The sequence below is a fragment of the Agarivorans sp. QJM3NY_25 genome (genome assembly GCF_050870875.2).
GTDB lineage: Bacteria > Pseudomonadota > Gammaproteobacteria > Enterobacterales > Celerinatantimonadaceae > Agarivorans.
In genome coordinates, this window is the sequence record NZ_CP194041.2 from 3,765,741 (window position 1) to 3,785,033 (window position 19,293).

Consider the following 19,293-nt stretch of genomic DNA (forward strand, 5'->3'; position numbering starts at 1 on the left):
AGAAAAACACTGCGTTAGTTATCACTTCTGTGCCACTTCGCTTGCGCGCTGCGAACAGTCTTTTTATGGTGAGAACAACACAATAATAAAGGAACACCCTATGAAATTTGCGACGACTAATATCGCCGAACTAAATTTGTTATTACAGTTTGATAGCAGCAGCCTGCAAACTGGCATTAAAGTTCACCAAGAAGCCCCTTCAGAGTTAGTTGCAGCCGCCCAAAGCCTATTTGACAAGGGGCTAACCACGCTCCCCGATGGCGGGTATCTTACCGATTTAGGCGTTGAAGTATTGGAGCATGGGCAAAGACTACTGGCGGTTCTGAACACCAAACCAGAACACGAACCCGCTTAAACAAATCTCAAATATTTGACAGCCAAGCAGCAAAAAGCTTGGCTCTATTTTCAATTAAAAATCCATCATCACCCAATCCATTTCTGCCGATCAGCTTCAATTTAAATCATCAAAAACTGACTCCTTATCTATACATTTACACAAGTGAAGATGAAGACTCGTTTAGTCATTGATGTTACATATCAGACAACAGGCACGACATAAATTGCTTACTGTCATCCATTTCCCCTTCCACTAAATGACGGATTTGAAGCGCACCAAGGGTATCAAAAACCGCCCCTCTCGCTAATGCTTGCTTTATCATTAACAGCATTTGCAATTGCGATGAAATCAAAATGGAATTAATTTCATGGTCAACGAGCAATTTCAGTGCATGACACTCAGAAATAAACGAACCAGAAACAAATGCCTTCAAAAGTTAAATGCTCGCGAGGGAGCAGAAGTCGATTTGTATGTTTTACATGGCCAGAATTTATTTCTGTTTGGCTCGCACAACAAAGATCCCGAGGGTTGAAAAAAAAAGATAAGCCAGAAATTGAGAAGCTTAGGCCGACATGATTTAGCCCAAGAATGACTCATTTCATCTTTCGGTCTTGTGAATCAATATGGCGGGCTAGTACTCGACGTAAAAAACATCGTGATTTTAGCCTCAGATATGCATAAAAGTGGCAATTTATTTACTTAAAACGAGGAAGAAAACCCTTAACCATTGAAAACCCTTCAGGAAAAGCATATGCAATGTCGATCGTAGTTGGTTTTCTATTCATTTTTCCCTGACTCCTGCTAGAAAAGTCTCGTTTAGAAGCGATTGCTATGGCTAATAGCTAATGGCTACCAAGCCTGCCCCGCTTTTAGCTTATTAATGAGCTCAGTAAGTATTGACGCATGGGTGAAAGATTTAAGCTTATGCTCCGATCCAGAAGTCGACAGAATCGCGATGTATGGTTACGCCACTGAACCCGCGAAGATCGCCAAGCTGATTGCAACACGCAAATCAAGTAGCAAAACTCATTCTCTAAAATCTAATCATTCAGGTTGATGTTATATCATCCACTACACCAAGAACTTTGGCCTGATAACAGCAAGCACGGCTTGCTTCGCTACCAGATAATTGAGGCATGACAGTCGGCAGAAGCCGCATCAGCCTAATACCGCTGTTCATTGACAGGATTTACGCTATACGTTTCGCTGCTTTCTCGCGCAGCCTTCTGCGCTCTTGCTCACTCACAAAAGCCATTTTTAAGCCATTACTTTGTAACAGTGCCATTTGCTCATCAGCAAAACCTAAGATCTCTCGGGCAATCCGATACTCATCAGACAACTCAATAGCCGAGACTCCGGGATCGTCAGTATTCAGGCTAGCTCGAATACCCGCCGCTAAAAAAGCTTTTAGAGGGTGCAGGCTTAAGTCAGCCACGGTATTGGTTTGAAAATTTGATGACAAACAGGCCTCGACGCCTATTTTATGCTTCGCCACATATTCCATTAACTTCGGATCTTCGATGATCTTCACTCCATGACCAATACGCGTCGCGCCTAACTCGCGAATCGCCTGCCAAACACTCTCTGGCCCAGCAGCTTCACCAGCGTGCACAGTGATCGCAAAACCAGCATCACGAGCGTGAGAGAAGTGTTCTACAAATAACCCGCCGGGTTTGCCCAGCTCATCACCCGCTAAATCAACTGCAACAATGTGCTCACGAAAGGCCATACAGGCAGCCAACTCTTCACGACAAAACTGCTGACCAAAAGTGCGGCTCATAATGCCAATTAACTTCACCTGCACATCATATTTTTGCATGCCACGGCGAACGCCTTCAATCACCGCTTCTACCACACCTTCGGGCTTCAACTGGTGACTCATCGCCATATAACCCGGACTAAAACGCAGTTCGGCGTAATCAATCTTCGCCTTCATCAAATCTTCTACGTTCTGTTCGGCCACCAGCGCGCAAGCTTCATAATCACCAAGTACCTTAACTCCCCAATCCAACTTAGACAAAAAAGCGACTAAATTCGGTTCTTGTTTGGTAATTTGCACATGTGGAACCAATCCAGCTAATTGGTTAGCTGGTAAGGCTACATTAAACTTTCGACCCAGCTCTAAAATAGTTTCGGCGCGAATATTTCCGTCGAGATGGCGGTGTAAATCAGTCACTGGATATTGGATTAACATCGTAAAGCCTGCTGTTATTTTAATGATTGAACTCAGTGTAGTCAGCGGCTCAGGCGAGTCCAACTTAGATTGGCTGAAATAACATCGCCTAACTGGAATAGTTTCAAACCGCTCACTATTTTAACTTAATATGTTGATTTAAAGTAAGCAATTACTGAGCTTAACAAGCCAATTACCAATAGCGCCCTTAACTCAGGCGGTACACAAACAAATCATCACGATGACGATAAGGCTTAAATCCCATCTTGATTAAGTATTGCCGATGTTTAGAAATTGTCGTGTAACTGACTATTTTAGTCACTCCTAAACGCTGAAAAAATTCGGAACGATGATAAAGGTAATCACCAGTTTTAAAATCTCGATAAGCCGGAAACACATAATCTAACTTAATATCGAACTCTTGTTGTTGCCGCAAACCCACTAACATACCGGCAGGTTCAGAATTTCGCATCAACAAATAACATTCTTGCCCCGCAACCGAGGCTTCACTAAACTGCGGAAAATACCGCTCAATATCACCCTGATGCTGTTTGATCCAAAATGCCAACAATGGACTGTTCGCCCCGACATCAACCATATGAAACTGGTCAACACGACGAAAAATACCGTACAAGTAATAAATATTGGCGAACACAATAAACAAGTTGAGGAGCGCTACGGGCATTGCGCCAATCACAAAACCATAGCTGGAAAACAGCGCTGCACCGAACATATTTAAACAACGTAACTTCACCAACGAGCTCATGGTTAACGATATTGCCACGACCACCGAAGCCAAATAACCAAACCATTCAACCCAATCCATTAATCCTCCCTTTACTGCACTCTAATCGCTGGACACTTTACGAGCCAGACAGACAATAATCTGGTTAGTTCAAACAAAAAATCAAAAGAATTACACTTTTAAAAAGATCTTTCCCAGCTATGTTGATCGCAAGCCGTCAATAAAGCGTTTCACCGTTATTCAAGGTAGCGACGCTGCTGATAAGCTCGCACCGTTTGGCGTAAGGCGGCAAGATGTTTCGGAGATTCTAGCTCGACACGCGCCACAAACTGATCAAGGGTCTCCCCTGAGCGACGATGAATATCATGTCGTTCGAGTAAGTATAACTGCCAACGTAGCGCCCTTAGCTCCGCCGGTGGTAAACGCCAACGCCAGGGTTTGGCAAGTGCCACTGCACTAAGCAAGATCCCAAGCAACAATAAAGAAGTCGTTAACATCCACAAAGAACTTCCCGGCAAACGCTTTAATAAGCGGGAAAATAGAGACAACTGGCGAGTTTGATCGAAATTGAGCACCCAAGTTGCCCACCAAAAATCGGCTTGTGCCATTAGCAACCTTAATTGGTTTAAACCTTGGCTATACCATAAACGTTGTCCCCAACTATGAATATTTTGCCACTGAGCTGCTGTCGACGGGCTCTGCTGCAAGTTAAATTCAAGCCGATCCGGAGCAATCCAAGCGGTAGGATCAAGCCGCAGCCAACGCTGGCCATTCCAGTACTCTGCCCAAGCATGCGCATCATAATGACGCACCGATATTCGCAGTCCCGGTTGCTGCCACTCCCCGCCTAAGTAGCCAGTAACCATTCGCGCAGGGATCCCCATCAAACGTGCCAATACCACAGCACTCTGCGCATAATGCACACAAAATCCACGCTGCTGCCTAAGCAAAAATTCTTCAACTCCTAACCAAGCGGGATACGCGGGCGGGTTTAAGGTATAAACAAAAGCTTGTGCTAAAAACCACTGTTGCATCGCTGCAATCGCTTGTTCGGTGCGCACAACTGAGCTTTGAGCGGTAGCTTGCGCGCTAAATTGCGAGGCTAAACGGCTGACAGCATCAGGGATCCCTTGCGGTAAAGTACTTAGGCGACGCTGTTCAGCCTGCGGAAGTGGCTGTAACTCGGCATCGGAAAGTTGCCCAAAACGCAGCAACTGTCGAGCAAAGCTATCACCACTTCGCAACCAGCTACCATCAGCTTGAAACTGCGCGCCACTGCCGTTTAGCACGCTTGGATGAAGAGTTGCCAACCAGTTATTGGACGCTGGTTCCAACAATAATTGGTAGCTTGGGAGCGTAGTGAGCGGCGCGTCGGGCGGCTCAACAATTTGTTTAGCTAAAGCACTGCGGGTCCATTGTTCACCATCGAATTGATCTAATACCATAGCCCGCCAATACAACGATGTGCTGATTTGTGCTTGGCTAAACTCGGCTCGAAATGCCAGTTTGTCGGAGCGAATTAACTGACTAATATCCCCCGGTCGAACCACCTCGGACAAACCGGTTTGAGCAGTGTCGGGACGAGGCATTTTCCATAAGGGTGCAAGCCGCGGTGTCAATACAAATAGCGCCACCGCTAAGGGACTCATTGCCAACAACCATAGCCCCAGCATTTTTCCCTGTTTAAACGATAAACGAACATCCAGACTGAGCAAAAGCAACAAATGGATGAAGCAAACCAACAGCGCCAACACTGCCGCGAGAGGCTGACTGGAAAACACTAACGAAAATGATGCTAAAAAAAACCCAGTAAGAACAAAAACTTCTAAGTCTCTGCGTTGATGTAACTCAATATATTTCAAACTATAACCGAGCATCACCACATTCACTAACTTGTCGAACAAATCCATCGAGTAACTTAACCATAAGGTCAGCAATACCATCAATAACAGGATCAACTTCACCCACCTGGGTTTGGGGAGGCTAGCTAAACCTTGTACCACTCGTAAGCGCCACCAACCACAAGCGCCTCCCACCAATACGAGCAACCAAGGCAGATGTGGCATTAATATCAAGGCGCTGGCCAAGTAACAGACCAGAGATAAATGAATACTGCGAGCACCTAAAGTGTTCATCAAGGCACCTCAGCCCCCGCTAGCATTCGCAGAGCAGCTTGTAAGTGTTCGTTACCACTAGCGCTGGCAAGCCGCCGCTGCGCCAACTGAAAACTAAAAGCTTGTTGCTGCTGATTTAGTTGACGAACCCAGAAGACCAGGACCGATAAGGACTGCTCATAAGGTAAATGAACTAAAGCGCGATCGGTCAGCTGCAACTCGAGTGCCGGATTATCACTAAATTCCTTACTTTGTAGCCCTCTACCTGCGGCAAATTGCTTCCAGGCTAACAAGCTTTTACGCTCACCACTGCGATAAGCCTTTAAGCCAGAAAACTCGTTCGGTTGTGGACCGGTGCTCAGTTGTTCAACATCATGCTCTCCGGCCAACTCAGCCACAGGACAAGGAAACCCCGCAAGCGGTACCGGATAAGCTGTGATCGTGGCGTTAAAATCAACCCGTGTCCAACATCGAAATAGACCTAAAGGATAAACACTCGAAATATCAATTCGAGGTAAGGGCCAATGGCCACGTTGACTCACGGTAATATCAATCGCCAAGCACCCTGCGCTATACTCACTCGCCTGAGGCCCCTGCCAAGCGCTTAATTGCCCGACGACTGCGAGGGCTCTTTTATCGGCGGTTTTGTCCAAGGCTAACAACAAACGTAACGGCTGGTCACATTGACCTTCAGCGGTATAACGTAACTGCAGCAAGCTCCCTGACAAATTCTGATGGCAGAGGATTAAACACAGTAACCACAACGCCAACAGCCACAAACTCAGAGCCAAAATAAGGTTATTTTGGTAGTTGGTCCCAATCGTGAGTAAGGTCACTAGGGTCAATAAAAAAGACCAACCAAAGGCGGTTGGCAAGATAAATAAGTTCTTTCGATTGAGCGTCAACGAAGACGCCGCTGGGATCCGCCGAGCCAACCACGCCTCCACTCGCTGCTTTCGCCAATGCTTTAATCGCTCAGTCAGCCGCAATGCTATTCTCCCGAAGGTAAATCGCGATAGGGATCAACTTCTGCCAAAATATGTTTAGCATAGGCTTCACCACTGTCACCGCGTCCCAAACGATGAGCGCTAACCGCTGTAAAAACCGCCTGTAAATCATCTGGCGAAACATGCTTCTTATGGTGAACAAAAGCCCAAGCTTTGGCGCAAGCTAACAGGGTTAAACTGCAGCGAGGAGACAAAGGATGAGCGCCTTCCAATTGCCGACTAAAGTGAATTAAGCGTAATAAATAATCGAGCAAGGCATCACTACAATGCAGCCGTTGAACCTCATGTTGCAGGGCTAATAATTGCTCAATGGTCAGCGACGATAGGGCTGGTGTGGCATTTTGCTCCCGTTTCAGCATCGCCATTTCAGACCCAAGGTCGGGATAGCCAATACTGAGGCGCATTGCAAAGCGATCCAACTGCGATTCAGGTAGATCAAAAGTGCCGAGCTGTTCGCGTGGATTTTGAGTGGCGATCACAAAAAATGGTGAAGCCAGTGGATAGCTGTTGCCATCGGTACTCACCTGTTGCTCTTCCATTGCTTCTAACAAAGCGCTTTGGGTTCTTGGACTGGCACGATTGAGTTCATCGGCCAGCACTAAATGATGGAAAATAGGCCCCGGATGAAAACTGAATTGTTGAGTCGATGGCTCAAATACCGATACTCCAATGATATCGGCCGGCAACAAATCGCTGGTAAATTGGATCCGTTGAAAACTCAAACCAAAACTACTGGCCAACCACTTTGCGAGGCTGGTTTTACCTGCTCCGGGCAAATCTTCAATTAACAAGTGCCCCTTAGCCAGTAGACAACTTAAAGCCAAACGCACCACTTGCGGCTTACCTAAAAGCTGTTGCTCTAGCTGATAACTAATTGCCTGTAACTCGGGATGTAAGGATTCCACATGCGTCTACTGCAAATAAGCCATAGTATTAGCATACAAAGCTTTCAGGATTTTAGGCAATGTTCGTCACTAGAGTTCCGACAAGATCGCTTTAAGCAAGATGGTAAATTATATGTTAAAGGATAGAAGGATAGCCATTAAAGTTAAGCACTCCGTATATAGAATGCTTAACTACACGGGACTTAAGCCATCGCCGGCGAGCGTTTAAGGTATTTGACAATGCCTACTAGCGAAGCACTAATCCAGAACAGTTCAATAATAAAACTGGCTAAATTAAAGTTGATGCATAGGCTAATCAGCAACAATACTGCACCACTGAGATTCATTAAGTTGTAACTGAGCTGTTTTGGGTTTAAGCGTTCTAACTGGAGTAGGAAGAAAGCTCCTACGACTAAAGCGGTCCCCGAAAGGCCGACGATATTGGCAAATAAATGTTGCATAAGATTCTCATTAACAAGCGAACTGGTTCGTCCAAATTGCTGGCCCGCTCCTTGGGGTGGACGCTCTCAACTGCAATGCAGTATTCCCTGAGACAGCTTGTTAGTGGCATATTAAAATGCGAGCGTAATTTACCAGAAATGACAGCTCGATGCAGGTTTATTTTGACAGTTTTTTAGAAAGCGGGCGAATGGTGTCGCTGGAACTATAAAGTGACATAAGGACCAGCGTTACATCTAATGCAAATCCAAAATTTGAACCATAGTTTGACATAAAATAGAACCATAATATGGCATAGTGCATTTCGTATGTTTGCCGCCCCCAAACACACTTTTGGACAGAAGCTTGTTAGAGCATTCACTTGTTCGAAGGCGTTTCGGATTAGAGAAAGTAAGGAAGAATCGGATCAACTACATCTTCCAGTTGAATTTCTTGTTAGGTCTTTATTTAAGTTCAAGTTGATTCATAAACTCACTTATTTGTGAATCGACATTTACAGTTTCAGGATACGTAATTCGATATTTATATAGTGATTCACCAACTTGAAACAGATACAAAGAAGAGCGTAAATCCATAAACTCACCAGCAAACCGTTCAGAATATTTGAACTTTGCAACCATACCTGGAGGCTGTAAGTTGTCTTGTGATATCTCAAATGGACCTTCAGAAGTTAATTCAGCATTACTTTTGTTCTTTAAGATATAGTTTTTTGTACCATTAAACCTGTTCAGAAACAGTTGAAGTCTCATATCCTCTACAACGTCATCTGGTGAGCCAATTGAAATAAAATCTGGTGCTGGATAGCTATAAACAGTTAGTACAATAGGTGTTGTATCTGAGAAGTAATTGTAAGCAACACTGATATCAGTGCCATCTTTATTATATTGAGTCACAGAAACAAGTTTGAAACCAGCCAGAGTTTCAGGGTACTCCGTGGTAGTTACACTATGAACATAGGAACCTTTGGTCTCGAACGTTTGAGGCCTAAAACTTGAGTCTTGGGTACTTGCGCAACTGATTAGCAAAAAACTTATTAAAACTATTATTAATTTATACATACACATCCTTGTTGGTAACACTGAGACCTAACGCCAAGCTAAGCGGCGCCAATGCGGGAGTGTAGCGTTGCGACAAAATGGCGAAGCCATTCGCAAGAGCGAAACGTAGCATTGAGCGTCCGACTTTAGCGCCTTGTGTACGCCCAGCATGGGCATGAACTAATGAGGTGAAAGTCCTCTGTAGGAAGGTCACCGTTTAATAACATTCTGATTATTAAACGCTAACTACTAGCGAATGGCAAGGGCATTGCCGCGAGGGAATGTCTGAAGGAAGCCGGACGCAAATCTGCGAGCTGATGAACAAGAACATCATATGAGGCGTAGGCTGGAGGCGAGTTGGCACAAGACAACGAAGCCATGTGATCTAACGGCCACCGTAAATGATGCAGCAGTGCAGAGACAGTGCATGTTCTTATCTGGGGAGATCTGCTTAACAGGCGATCGTTAAACTCACTAGCTTGGCCGCTAGCTCAAACAGGCCTGGCACTTAAGTCTCATCAACTTAAGTGAGCAAATACGATGAACAACGATAGCGCTATTTGGGGTAACTCAAACGGTGATTAAGCAGAAGTCAGCAGACGGCATAGTAGCCCAACGCCCATCGTAATGGTTGGGACATGGTGAAGGCCTGAACCTGAAAATCAATGAGGAGCCTGTGCAGCTCATTGTCTCCGTATCCGACCGGACTGAGGAGTCATGGCGCAAAAAACAGAAGCCATCATTGGAATGCAAAGGAGCTAATCGGCCGTTGTATTTTAACCGTTTTCAGGAAACGCCCTGTGCGGAGCCGCATGCAGGGTGTTGTGGGGGCTGGAGGTTAGACACCTCCGGCTACCCGATTAGATGATGCCACGGATAGCCTCTGCAGTATTTTTGAATATACGCTCTTTTTCAGGGTACTCCAAGACTTCAACTCTGATCGTTCTGGCGTTGTGATAGCACTGCCATAGATGTTGTGAAATTGACCAGAATGCCAATAGAGAACTCTCAATTCTTTCAAGACTAACTTGTTCAAAAAGATGTGAGTATTCATGTTTTTCTGTAAGAATAGCATGAGCAAAAACCTCACTTCGTATTTTCTTACACGCACCCCTAAGAAACTGGTTATGTTCTGAGGAGGTTTTAAAAAGCTTAGCAAGATCTTCCTTAGTTGGCTCTACTTTACCATTCAGAAAACTTTCATTTAGACTAAGGATGTTTGGTTTTCTCTTTAAAAATTCATCTCTGGAAAAATCCGATACATTCATAATGCAATGATTTTTTAAGCCAGAAAATGATTTAGTACCTCTTGAGTCATCCGAAATCCTACCAAGATATAAAAACAACGTATGTTGTACGGAGCCAGTGTGTAACATCCAGAACTCAGGGTTCCTATTAATCAGATTTACATCATTTTCCGAAGCTAGCATTTTCTTAAACTGCATATATGAATATAGCAGTGCAAGTGCTGTTTCCGTCTCCGATATTCCAAAATCTATCCACTGACTTGTATTCATGATTTTCATCTAACGCTAAGTAGGCTGCACGTGCGGCCTATCACAAAAAACATGACCTTCATCACATTCGCTCATCAATTAATGATTTGATATTAACCCATTGTCTACCTTAGTTTTTTACTCGGCATCAATCAATCGCCGATCCATTTCTTTCATTGATTGCTTTGACAAATGACGCAAACAAAACCAGAAACACTGTGCAAATACGGCTCTTCACCGTTCTTGGTGGAAAGTCATATCAAGCCCTCCAAAGTGAAATAAAATAGCTCGTTTAAAGCGTTCTTTATTTCTAAAACCCATCGAACGTATTTTTAGGCGCTGAATGTTTCCATTTATCGCTTCTGCCAAGCCATTTGATACCTTATAACGCATCGCATTGATGATGCCCTTTAAGTGCGCTTTCACGGTTTCTGCTGCTGTCATCATCGGCCTGATTTGACTGACCTTTATGAGTGCCAACCAATCATTCCAAGCTGCTTTGGCGTTATCTGCATGGCCATACCAAATGGCCCTTGCTTGCTCTTTAAATATCCAGCTCAAGCCAGTATTTTGCATCATTTTGGCCAGCGTATTCACTCTTTCTCTCAATGTCCCATGTAGGTGGCGGTTTCGTTTTAACCATCCATACCGTGTTTGGTGGCACTCTCTTTTTAAATGCTGGGGCAACGCCATGAGTTCGCTTTTTCTCACTTCATTAACCGCTTTAGTGAGGACCTTTGCGATATGAAAATGGTCTATGGCTATCATCTGCTTAGCCCGCTCACCGAAGTAATCATATGCTGCGTTTATATACGCTCTGCTCATGTCCATCAATATGGAACGTGTAACCATTATTGACTCAGGGGGCAATGCCTTAAAGCAAGCAGATAGGCTCAGGCCTGTTCGACCGTCTTCAACCGATATCACCTGACCATCACGATTGGATAATACCGTGACATAGTCATGGCCTTTCTTAAATGCCGTTTCATCGACCAACAGGTCTTGGTAGTTCATGGTGGTTCTGGCTGTCAGGCCGCGTTGAACGGCCCGCGTCATCATGCGGTCAATGGCTCCCCAGCTAAGCCGATAGGTTTTACTCACCGCGTATCATGAACTGACTTTAAGCATGTCTATAACGCGAGTCTCAAACAGCTCTGTGTAGCGACTATGACTGGTAGCCCAAGGCACTTGAAGTGTTTGTACCCCATGCTCTGGGCAATCAGCCCTAGGTACTTCAGCCTCAATGCGCGTTTCAAACTGACAGGTATCTAAATGTCGCCAAACCCGCCGCCGAGTATCGTGTCGACGAACAGCCTTACCGCAAGAGGGGCAAGCCGTTAATGAGCCTCGGTCATAGTCAACGCGTACGGTGATGGTTTGGGTTAACTCATTGAGTTCAACAGATGAAACAGCTCAAGGATGAGTTAATCCAAGAATGGATTGATAAAGCGTCGTGTCTTGCATAGTCGCGAGGTATTAATGAACGTTTACTTATTATCTCGCTCATTAATGTTTGTTGAAAGTGTTTCCACTACATTCGGTGAAGAGCCGCAAATACACAGTTAAAAAGTGCGCAAACCTTGGAAGCTCAACTAATTCAAAATTTTGTAAATAAACTAGACACCCATTCTAAAAACAAAAACCTTTCACACTCTCGATAGCCAAGATTACGCTTTTAAATCCCTTCATCTTCGCCGAGTAGCGCAAATGAACAAGGGTGCAAAGTTGAAGTCTGTTTGAGCGTAGTGTTTACTTCAACGCCCTTGAGAATGAGCAACGCAGGGTTTAAGAAGATGCAGGGCGAGCTTTCTTTTTGCTTAGCTAAGCTTTGCTCGTTGAAGCTTAATGACGTCGCCGTAGGCGAAAGCTTTTACCCCGTTGCTAACACACAATGGGGCGTGCGACGTGAAGTCGTATGAAGCGCTGTTCACCGCTTAATAAATAAACTAGACACCCATTCTAAAAACAAAAATCTTTTACACTCTCGATAGCCAAGATTGTGTTTTTAAATCCCATCATCTTCGCCGAGTAGCGCAAATGAACAAGGGAGCAAAGTTGAAGTCTGTTTGTGAACAAATAAACTAGACACCCATTCTAAAAACAAAAACCTTTCACACTCTCGCTAGCCAAAATTACGCTTTTAAGTCCCATCATCTGCGCCGAGTAGCGCAAATGAACAAGGGAGCAAAGAATAAACTAGACACCCATTCTAAAAACAAAAACCTTTCACACTCTCGATAGCCAAGATTACGCTTTTAAATCCCTTCATCTTCGCCGAGTAGCGCAAATGAACAAGGGTGCAAAGTTGAAGTCTGTTTGAGCGTAGTGTTTACTTCAACGCCCTTGAGAATGAGCAACGCAGGGTTTAAGAAGATGCAGGGCGAGCTTTCTTTTTGCTTAGCTAAGCTTTGCTCGTTGAAGCTTAATGACGTCGCCGTAGGCGAAAGCTTTTACCCCGTTGCTAACACAGAACGGGGCAAAAGCACGTTAGTGTTGCGATAACTCGACAAAACTATTGGTTAGTCATCATTCTTCATTCGATGCATGCTTACCCAGCACGACATACATGACCTTGCCGACCTTCACATTCTTAAAGCTTACCTTGCAGCATATATTGCCCAAGGGCTTACAGCGGGCGAGAGATTATGGTTTTTACGGGGTAACGCCAAACACGTATTGCGGCGCATTCAGTTAGCACTATTAACTTTGACGCTAGCAAACTTAAAGATGTTTTTATTCGGTGAGGGTTTTCACAAGCTTCTGATGTACATAAAAATACCCATGTGCAACAAACCTTAAACCAACATACCTTACGTCAAGGTATGGGGCAAATTTGTCACTCTATGGGTAAATTATGTCACAGTATGATTCAATTATGTCACTCTATGGTTCCAGCGACAAATGGTGGTTCGGCCAAATAAACCCTGAGTCAATCAAAGCCAAATCAATAAAAACGGTAAGATCAGCTAGGGCAATATAAAGAATCAGCGAAATAGCTAAAAAACGAATCAGCTGATTCTATTTCACTTAGCGTCGCGCACGGCGAACCCATAACAGAATAGCCAACATCGCCGACCGCACCCCACCAAAGGCTCCCCCACCGGAAGAGGTAGCATCAACGACTGGTTGGGCACACAGAGTTTCATCTTCTAGCTCGCTGTCACTGCTTGCTATAACTTGGTCAAGCCATGGTGGAAATGGGCCAACAGACGGTGCCTGCTAACTTGTAGGTCCCACCCTCATCGATAAATATCGAACAGCCACAGAGAGCCTTGTCTCTCCCCTCAATATAGGGAACAGCATTGTTGTCCGCATATAGATTGCCGACCCTGCTTAATGCCAATAAACCAAACAGCGCTGTGCGCCGTATTTCCACTTAAGGACCTTGCTGGACCCCATCTCTGATTAAACAGCTCCCCTTGCCCAACTAACGACAGCAAGCCTAAGTTTTTTCTTCATCTTTTAAAAAACGAATATGACTAAAGCCCAAACGTTGAAACTCTTTTTCACGATATGCTTTCAGGGTTCCTTTATCGCGAGTTGACATGGCAAGCTGTTTTTCCATTGCCAAAAAAGCATGAAGATCGATCCCTTCCGCGGCCGCCACCGCTTCGTGAATGTCATAATATTTATCGAAAGAAAAATTAATCACCTTGGTGGTGTTTTGATAGGTGTATGTAACCTGACGCGCCATTGTAAACCTCTAAAACTAGCTATGCGGCTCGATCATATCGCAAACGACCACAGGATGTTACGTAAATTACAGCGCCCTTAATCGCAATCACCAGTCATAGGTACAATGAGACAAAACCTCCACTCCAATCTAATTAGTAGCCCAAGATATATAGTTCAAAAAACCAACAAGCTACTGTATTCATAAGATTTCTGCTGAAAATTTGGCTAAAGCTATAAAACCTCCCAATAATCGGACGATTTAGCTCAACCATTTACAAAAATGCGCTAGGGTTTATGCAGCTGATAGGCTAACCTTGCGAGCGTTAACAAGTAGCCCATCGTTAGTGAGATCACTAACCCATTGTTGATGCTGAATTTGATCAAGCTGTCGCAATGCTAAACCGAGGGCGAGGATAGAAAATGAATTCAACAGAACAACCTTGGCTAAAAAGCTACCCAGAAGATGTTCCGGCAAGCATTGACACGGAACGCTTCCAAAATATTTTGGAATTATTTGACCATAGTGCCAAAAAATATGCTGAGCAGACCGCTTTTGTCAACATGGGACACAAACTCAGCTACCAAGAACTCGATCAACAGTCTCTTGCCTTCGCCGCTTACCTGCAATATTTAGGCATGCAGCAGGGGGAGCGGATCGCGCTGATGATGCCTAACTTGCTGCAATATCCTATCGCTTTATTTGGCGCTCTGCGGGCGGGTTTAGTGGTGGTCAATGTAAATCCACTTTATACCCCGCGCGAGCTAAAACATCAGTTACGTGATTCTGGCGCCACAGCAATCGTCGCGGTCACTAACTTTGGCAATAGTCTGCAACAGGTGATTAAGTCGACCCAGCTCAAGCATGTGATCCTCACCAGCATTGGCGATCAATTAGCACCGCATCGGCGAACACTGGTTAACTTTGTCGTGAAGTACGTTAAAAAAATGGTGCCTAAATACAATCTGCCTGGCGCAATTTCGATGCGTAGAGCGCTCACCCAAGGCAAGAGCTTAGTTTACAAAAAACCTCATCTCACTGGCGATGACATCGCCTACTTACAATATACTGGCGGAACCACTGGCGTGGCGAAAGGCGCAATGCTCACCCATCACAATGTCGTCGCGAACGTGCTGCAAGTCTACTATCACTTTGGGCCTCGCACCCTCTATGATAAAGAGCACGCCGTGACGCCGCTGCCGCTATACCATATTTTTGCCAATACTGTGAGCATGATGTTTATTATGCATATTGGCGGAAATAACTTATTGATTACCAATCCCCGCGACCTCGACAGTTTTGTTCGCGACTTGCGTAATTACCCCTTCACCATGATTTTTGGCCTGAATACCCTATTTAATGCCTTGCTCAATCATGCTGGTTTTCGCCAACTGGATTTTTCGAAGGCTCGCTTTACCATCGGTGGCGGGATGGCTACCCAAAAGCATATCGCCGAACAATGGCAAGAACTCACCCAAATGCCGGTAATTGAAGGTTACGGTTTAACCGAATGTTCACCCGTTGTTGCAGCAGGAACCCACCAGCAGCAATCCTTCATTGCATCTATTGGGGTGCCGATGCCCAGCACGCAAATACGCATTGTCGATGAACAAGGACAAGAACTAGAAATGGGCGGTATTGGCGAATTGCAAATCAAGGGGCCGCAGGTGATGAAAGGCTATTGGAACCAACCCGAAGAAACTGCCGAAGTACTTAGTGACGATGGATGGATTAAATCCGGAGATATTGGCCGGATGGACGAAAGAGGGCATTTCTTCATCGAAGATCGTAAGAAAGACATGATTATTGTGTCTGGCTTTAATGTATTTCCGAGCGAAATTGAAGAAGTGGCTACCTTACACCCCTCGATCGTCGAAGCCGCAGCGATTGGCATTGCTGATGATATCACCGGAGAACAGATCAAATTATTTGTGGTCTGTAAGGCGAGAGTCGGTCGCGAAGAGATTAAAAAGCACTGCCGTAAACACCTCACCGGTTACAAGATCCCCAAATTGATCGAGTACCGAACAGAGTTGCCCAAAAGCAATGTTGGTAAAATTTTGCGCCGGCAGCTGCGCCAGACTAAGCAAGCCCAAACAGAGCTGAACTGAGCCAAGGTTTGTCGCTTGCTTATTCAGTCCGTCATAAAAACCGCGACAAGTTCACTTCTCGCGGTGACGACAATTGCCCTTGAGCTTCGCCCCAAGTAGAGTAAACATTTGTTGTTACACTCAAAGGCCACTCGAATGGATTACCAACATATTGTCGTTCCCGCTGGCGGAGAAAAAATAACCCTCGACCCACAGCATGGCTTGCAAGTACCCAATACTCCAATTATTGCCTATATCGAAGGCGACGGAATCGGAGTCGATATCACCCCTGTGATGCTTAAGGTGGTCGATGCCGCAGTGGCCAAGGCCTATGGAAAGCAACGTCAGATCATGTGGATGGAGGTATTCAATGGTGAAAAAGCTGCTGCCATGTACGACGGCGATTGGTTTCCACAAGAAACTCTCGGCGCGATTAGAGAACACCGAGTTGCCATAAAGGGGCCCCTCACAACCCCTATTGGCGGCGGTTTTCGTTCTCTAAACATTTCGCTTCGCCAAGAAATGGACCTATTCGTTAATATTCGCCCAATCCGCTGGTTTAAAGGCGTGCCCTCCCCACTCAAACATCCTGAACTAACCGATATGGTGGTTTTTAGAGAGAACTCCGAAGACATTTATAGCGGCATAGAGTGGAAGGCCGATAGTATTGATGCCGAGCGCATCATCGAATTTTTACAACAACAAATGGGCGTGACTAAGTTACGTTTTAGTGAACACTGCGGCATTGGCATTAAACATATTTCAGAGCAGGGCTCCAAGCGACTGATCCGCCACGCCATCCAATATGCCTTAGACCACCAGCGGCAATCGGTGACCCTGGTGCATAAAGGCAATATTATGAAGTTCACCGAAGGAGCCTTTAAAAACTGGGGATATGAATTAGCCGAACAAGAATTTGCTGCGCAAAGACATCCCAATGGCTATTGGTTAGAAATCCCGCGTGACGATGGACGAGCACCATTGGTACTAAAAGACGTGATTGCCGATAATATGTTTCAACAAGTCACCTTACATCCAGAGCACTATGATGTAATTGCCACCATGAACCAAAATGGCGATCTACTGGCCGATGCGCTAGCCGCCCATGTCGGCGGTATAGGTATCGCCCCTGGCGCTAATTTAAGTAGTGAAGTGGCCTTTTTCGAACCCACCCATGGCACAGTCCCACGTCTAGCGGGGCAAGATAAGGTTAATCCTTGCTCAATTATTCTATGCGCCCAAATGATGCTGAAACACATTGGTTGGACGGAAGCCGCACAACTGATTAGCCAAGGCGTAGAGGGGGCCATTGCGGCCCGCACCGTCACCTACGACTTTGCCCGAATGATTGAGCAAGCCAGCGAAGTCAGTTGTTCTGAATTCGGCGTGGCAGTGATCAAACATATGTAAAATATCAAGGGATAAAGGCATTTACCTTCTGACAGTTTGGGGAGTCGTCCGACTGGAGGTCTTGAATACTGGTACTCTCAACGATGCCTAAAAGTGACCCATCGCACAAAGTATTACTTATTCCAAAACCACCTTTGTTGCCCACGATAGTAAACTGGACTTCGTCCTTTATGACCCAAGATGGTGTTCAAGCGCGAATACTGATACATGAGCAATTGAGCAAGCACTCAAAACTGATAATTAATTAACTTAAGAGTGAATATTTATGTCAACATAGTAAATTTATAATACAAAATTAATAATCTTCACTATGCAATTATCAAGCTATATTCACATGAGAAGCTTTATATGGAGTTCAAACCTAATTGGACTCGCTTTCATCTGTATATTTGCGTATCAAGACATCGAAGACAAAGCGAGCACGCACTCCGCATCGGTCTACCGACAACTCAATTCAATGATGAGTGAGGTAAAAGACTTATATAGCACTTCATTTAAAGATATCCATTTACCCGAAGACTGCCCTCTGTTTACCCAGCAGGCAACCAATACCATACTCAACAGCTCGGTGGTGAGAAGTGTTAGCTGGGTGTATCAGAAAACATTACTCTGCAGTAGCTTACCCAATTATCAAAGCGTGTCACTTTCCCCCAAATACAGTGCGGCCCAACATCAACAGATATTTTTTGTTCCGCAGACCATCTTTAGTGTTAATTCTCAGATTGTAGAAAAAGGGGTGGTACTGATAACGATCCCGGTATCAAACGAGCACTATATTTATTTTGGCATACACCCTCAGCATCTCATGGGGTTGTTAGAAAATGTTGAAGCAAACTTTAATAGTTACTTAAAGCTAGGAGATTACATTTTTAGTCGTTCATCTATCAGCCAAGTCCAAATGTTCAAAAAACTGGCTAAGCCACGTTATAGCAATGACTTGTTTCAGGTCTATTATCAATATTCATTAAAAACTTATCTGCAATACCTCTTCAACAAATTCGGCATACTCATTGCACTATGGCTCATTATCAGCACTGTTGGAGCAAGAGCAGTTTATAACTATATCGACACCTTCAATTGGCTAAGTTTTAGTATTTCACGAGCCATAAAAAATAAGCACTTTACCGCTTATCTACAGCCCGTATTTGATGCCTCAGGCCTGCCAATTGGCGGTGAAGTGCTAGTGCGCTGGCAACATCCAAATAAAGGACTGATTTTGCCGAGTGACTTTGTTGGCGTCGCAGAAAAAACAGGGCAAATCAGTGCCATTAGTGGTCAATTATTTCAACAAGTGAGTATCGCCTTAAACAATATTCCCGAGGTCAATCGTAAGCCCTTACATATCGCCTTCAACATCTGTCCGATCCAATTAACCGAGCCCGTTTTTTTTACCGATTGCCAGCACTTTATCGAAAACTTTGCCAAATATGGCTATGTTTTGATCGTTGAACTCACGGAACGTGAAGAACTCCCCAATGGCGATGAGTATCTTGTCGCGATCGAACGATTGAAATCAATCGGCGTGAAAATGGCCCTCGATGATTTTGGTACTGGCCATTGTTCTCTCAAATATCTACATCAAATCGACACTGATTATTTAAAAATTGACCGGAGTTTTGTGCAAGCGATCCACGATGCCCACAAAATAGAGTTACTAGAAAATATTATCGACCTCGCTCAGCGCCTAAAAGTGCAAACGATTGCCGAAGGTATAGAACAACAGTGTGAGCTCGATTTTCTGCTCAGTCGAGGGGTAAACTATTATCAAGGCCACTACTTTGATGGACCGCTCGCGCTCGCAGCGTTTATCCAAAAATATGGTTAATTGATCAAGGTAAACGGTTTTTTGCTACCTTATGCTACGTAAT

14 protein-coding genes and 2 pseudogenes are annotated in these 19,293 nt (G+C 44.7%); 5 read left to right on the forward strand and 11 right to left on the reverse strand.

The features are described 5' to 3' along the window. Positions 1–100: 100 nt before the first annotated feature. Entirely contained in the window at positions 101–355 is a 255-nt protein-coding gene (locus tag ACRRSW_RS17270; protein ID WP_432459961.1) for a TIGR02647 family protein, read from the forward strand. 175 nt (positions 356–530) lie between these two features. Here ACRRSW_RS17270 and ACRRSW_RS17275 read toward each other — a convergent pair whose 3' ends face one another. From ACRRSW_RS17275 to ACRRSW_RS17320, 10 genes and pseudogenes are all read right to left on the reverse strand, one after another. Beyond that, the gene (locus tag ACRRSW_RS17275) at positions 531–770 is read right to left on the reverse strand and encodes a hypothetical protein (protein WP_432459962.1); all 240 of its coding nucleotides are present in this window, start codon (positions 768–770) and stop codon (positions 531–533) included. Between the two features lie 756 nt (positions 771–1,526). Further along, positions 1,527–2,531, reverse strand: coding sequence for an adenosine deaminase (add, locus tag ACRRSW_RS17280; protein ID WP_432459963.1), 1,005 nt, complete (start codon positions 2,529–2,531; stop codon positions 1,527–1,529). Between the two features lie 187 nt (positions 2,532–2,718). Further along, positions 2,719–3,336: a hypothetical protein gene (locus ACRRSW_RS17285; protein WP_432459964.1), complete on the reverse strand. Its 618-nt coding sequence runs from the start codon at positions 3,334–3,336 to the stop codon at positions 2,719–2,721. A gap of 155 nt (positions 3,337–3,491) precedes the next feature. Beyond that, entirely contained in the window at positions 3,492–5,390 is a 1,899-nt protein-coding gene (locus ACRRSW_RS17290; RefSeq protein ID WP_432452014.1) for a transglutaminase TgpA family protein, read from the reverse strand. Continuing rightward, complete coding sequence (locus ACRRSW_RS17295; RefSeq protein WP_432459965.1) at positions 5,390–6,358, reverse strand: hypothetical protein; 969 nt, start codon at positions 6,356–6,358, stop codon at positions 5,390–5,392. The genes ACRRSW_RS17290 and ACRRSW_RS17295 overlap by 1 nt, the downstream gene beginning before the upstream one ends. Before the next feature lie 2 nt (positions 6,359–6,360). After that, complete coding sequence (locus ACRRSW_RS17300; protein WP_432459966.1) at positions 6,361–7,281, reverse strand: AAA family ATPase; 921 nt, start codon at positions 7,279–7,281, stop codon at positions 6,361–6,363. A 182-nt stretch (positions 7,282–7,463) separates the two neighbouring features. Further along, positions 7,464–7,721 (reverse strand): CBU_0592 family membrane protein, encoded by a 258-nt coding sequence (locus ACRRSW_RS17305; protein ID WP_432452011.1) that lies wholly within the window; start codon positions 7,719–7,721, stop codon positions 7,464–7,466. A gap of 441 nt (positions 7,722–8,162) precedes the next feature. Further along, entirely contained in the window at positions 8,163–8,777 is a 615-nt protein-coding gene (locus tag ACRRSW_RS17310; protein ID WP_432459968.1) for a hypothetical protein, read from the reverse strand. An 839-nt stretch (positions 8,778–9,616) separates the two neighbouring features. After that, positions 9,617–10,273 (reverse strand): hypothetical protein, encoded by a 657-nt coding sequence (locus tag ACRRSW_RS17315; RefSeq protein ID WP_432459969.1) that lies wholly within the window; start codon positions 10,271–10,273, stop codon positions 9,617–9,619. A gap of 213 nt (positions 10,274–10,486) precedes the next feature. Further along, positions 10,487–11,716: pseudogene (locus ACRRSW_RS17320) on the reverse strand (ISL3 family transposase). Positions 11,717–12,821: 1,105 nt separating this feature from the next. Between ACRRSW_RS17320 and ACRRSW_RS17325 the strand changes: the two are divergent. After that, positions 12,822–12,961 (forward strand): annotated as a pseudogene (locus ACRRSW_RS17325) (transposase); the annotation flags it as partial. A 733-nt stretch (positions 12,962–13,694) separates the two neighbouring features. On the opposite strand, the gene ACRRSW_RS17330 reads toward ACRRSW_RS17325, so the two are convergent. Further along, on the reverse strand, positions 13,695–13,946 hold the full coding sequence (locus ACRRSW_RS17330; protein WP_432452003.1) for a DUF2960 domain-containing protein: 252 nt from the start codon (positions 13,944–13,946) through the stop codon (positions 13,695–13,697). 401 nt (positions 13,947–14,347) lie between these two features. Here ACRRSW_RS17330 and ACRRSW_RS17335 point away from each other — a divergent pair, with 401 nt between their 5' ends. The 3 genes from ACRRSW_RS17335 (at position 14,348) to ACRRSW_RS17345 (ending at position 19,250) form a co-directional block, all read left to right on the forward strand. Beyond that, positions 14,348–16,036, forward strand: a complete 1,689-nt coding sequence (locus ACRRSW_RS17335; RefSeq protein WP_432452002.1) for an AMP-binding protein — start codon at positions 14,348–14,350, stop codon at positions 16,034–16,036. A gap of 135 nt (positions 16,037–16,171) precedes the next feature. Continuing rightward, positions 16,172–17,425 (forward strand): NADP-dependent isocitrate dehydrogenase, encoded by a 1,254-nt coding sequence (gene icd, locus ACRRSW_RS17340; protein ID WP_432459970.1) that lies wholly within the window; start codon positions 16,172–16,174, stop codon positions 17,423–17,425. A gap of 334 nt (positions 17,426–17,759) precedes the next feature. Then, positions 17,760–19,250: an EAL domain-containing protein gene (locus ACRRSW_RS17345; RefSeq protein WP_432459971.1), complete on the forward strand. Its 1,491-nt coding sequence runs from the start codon at positions 17,760–17,762 to the stop codon at positions 19,248–19,250. Positions 19,251–19,293: the final 43 nt, after the last annotated feature.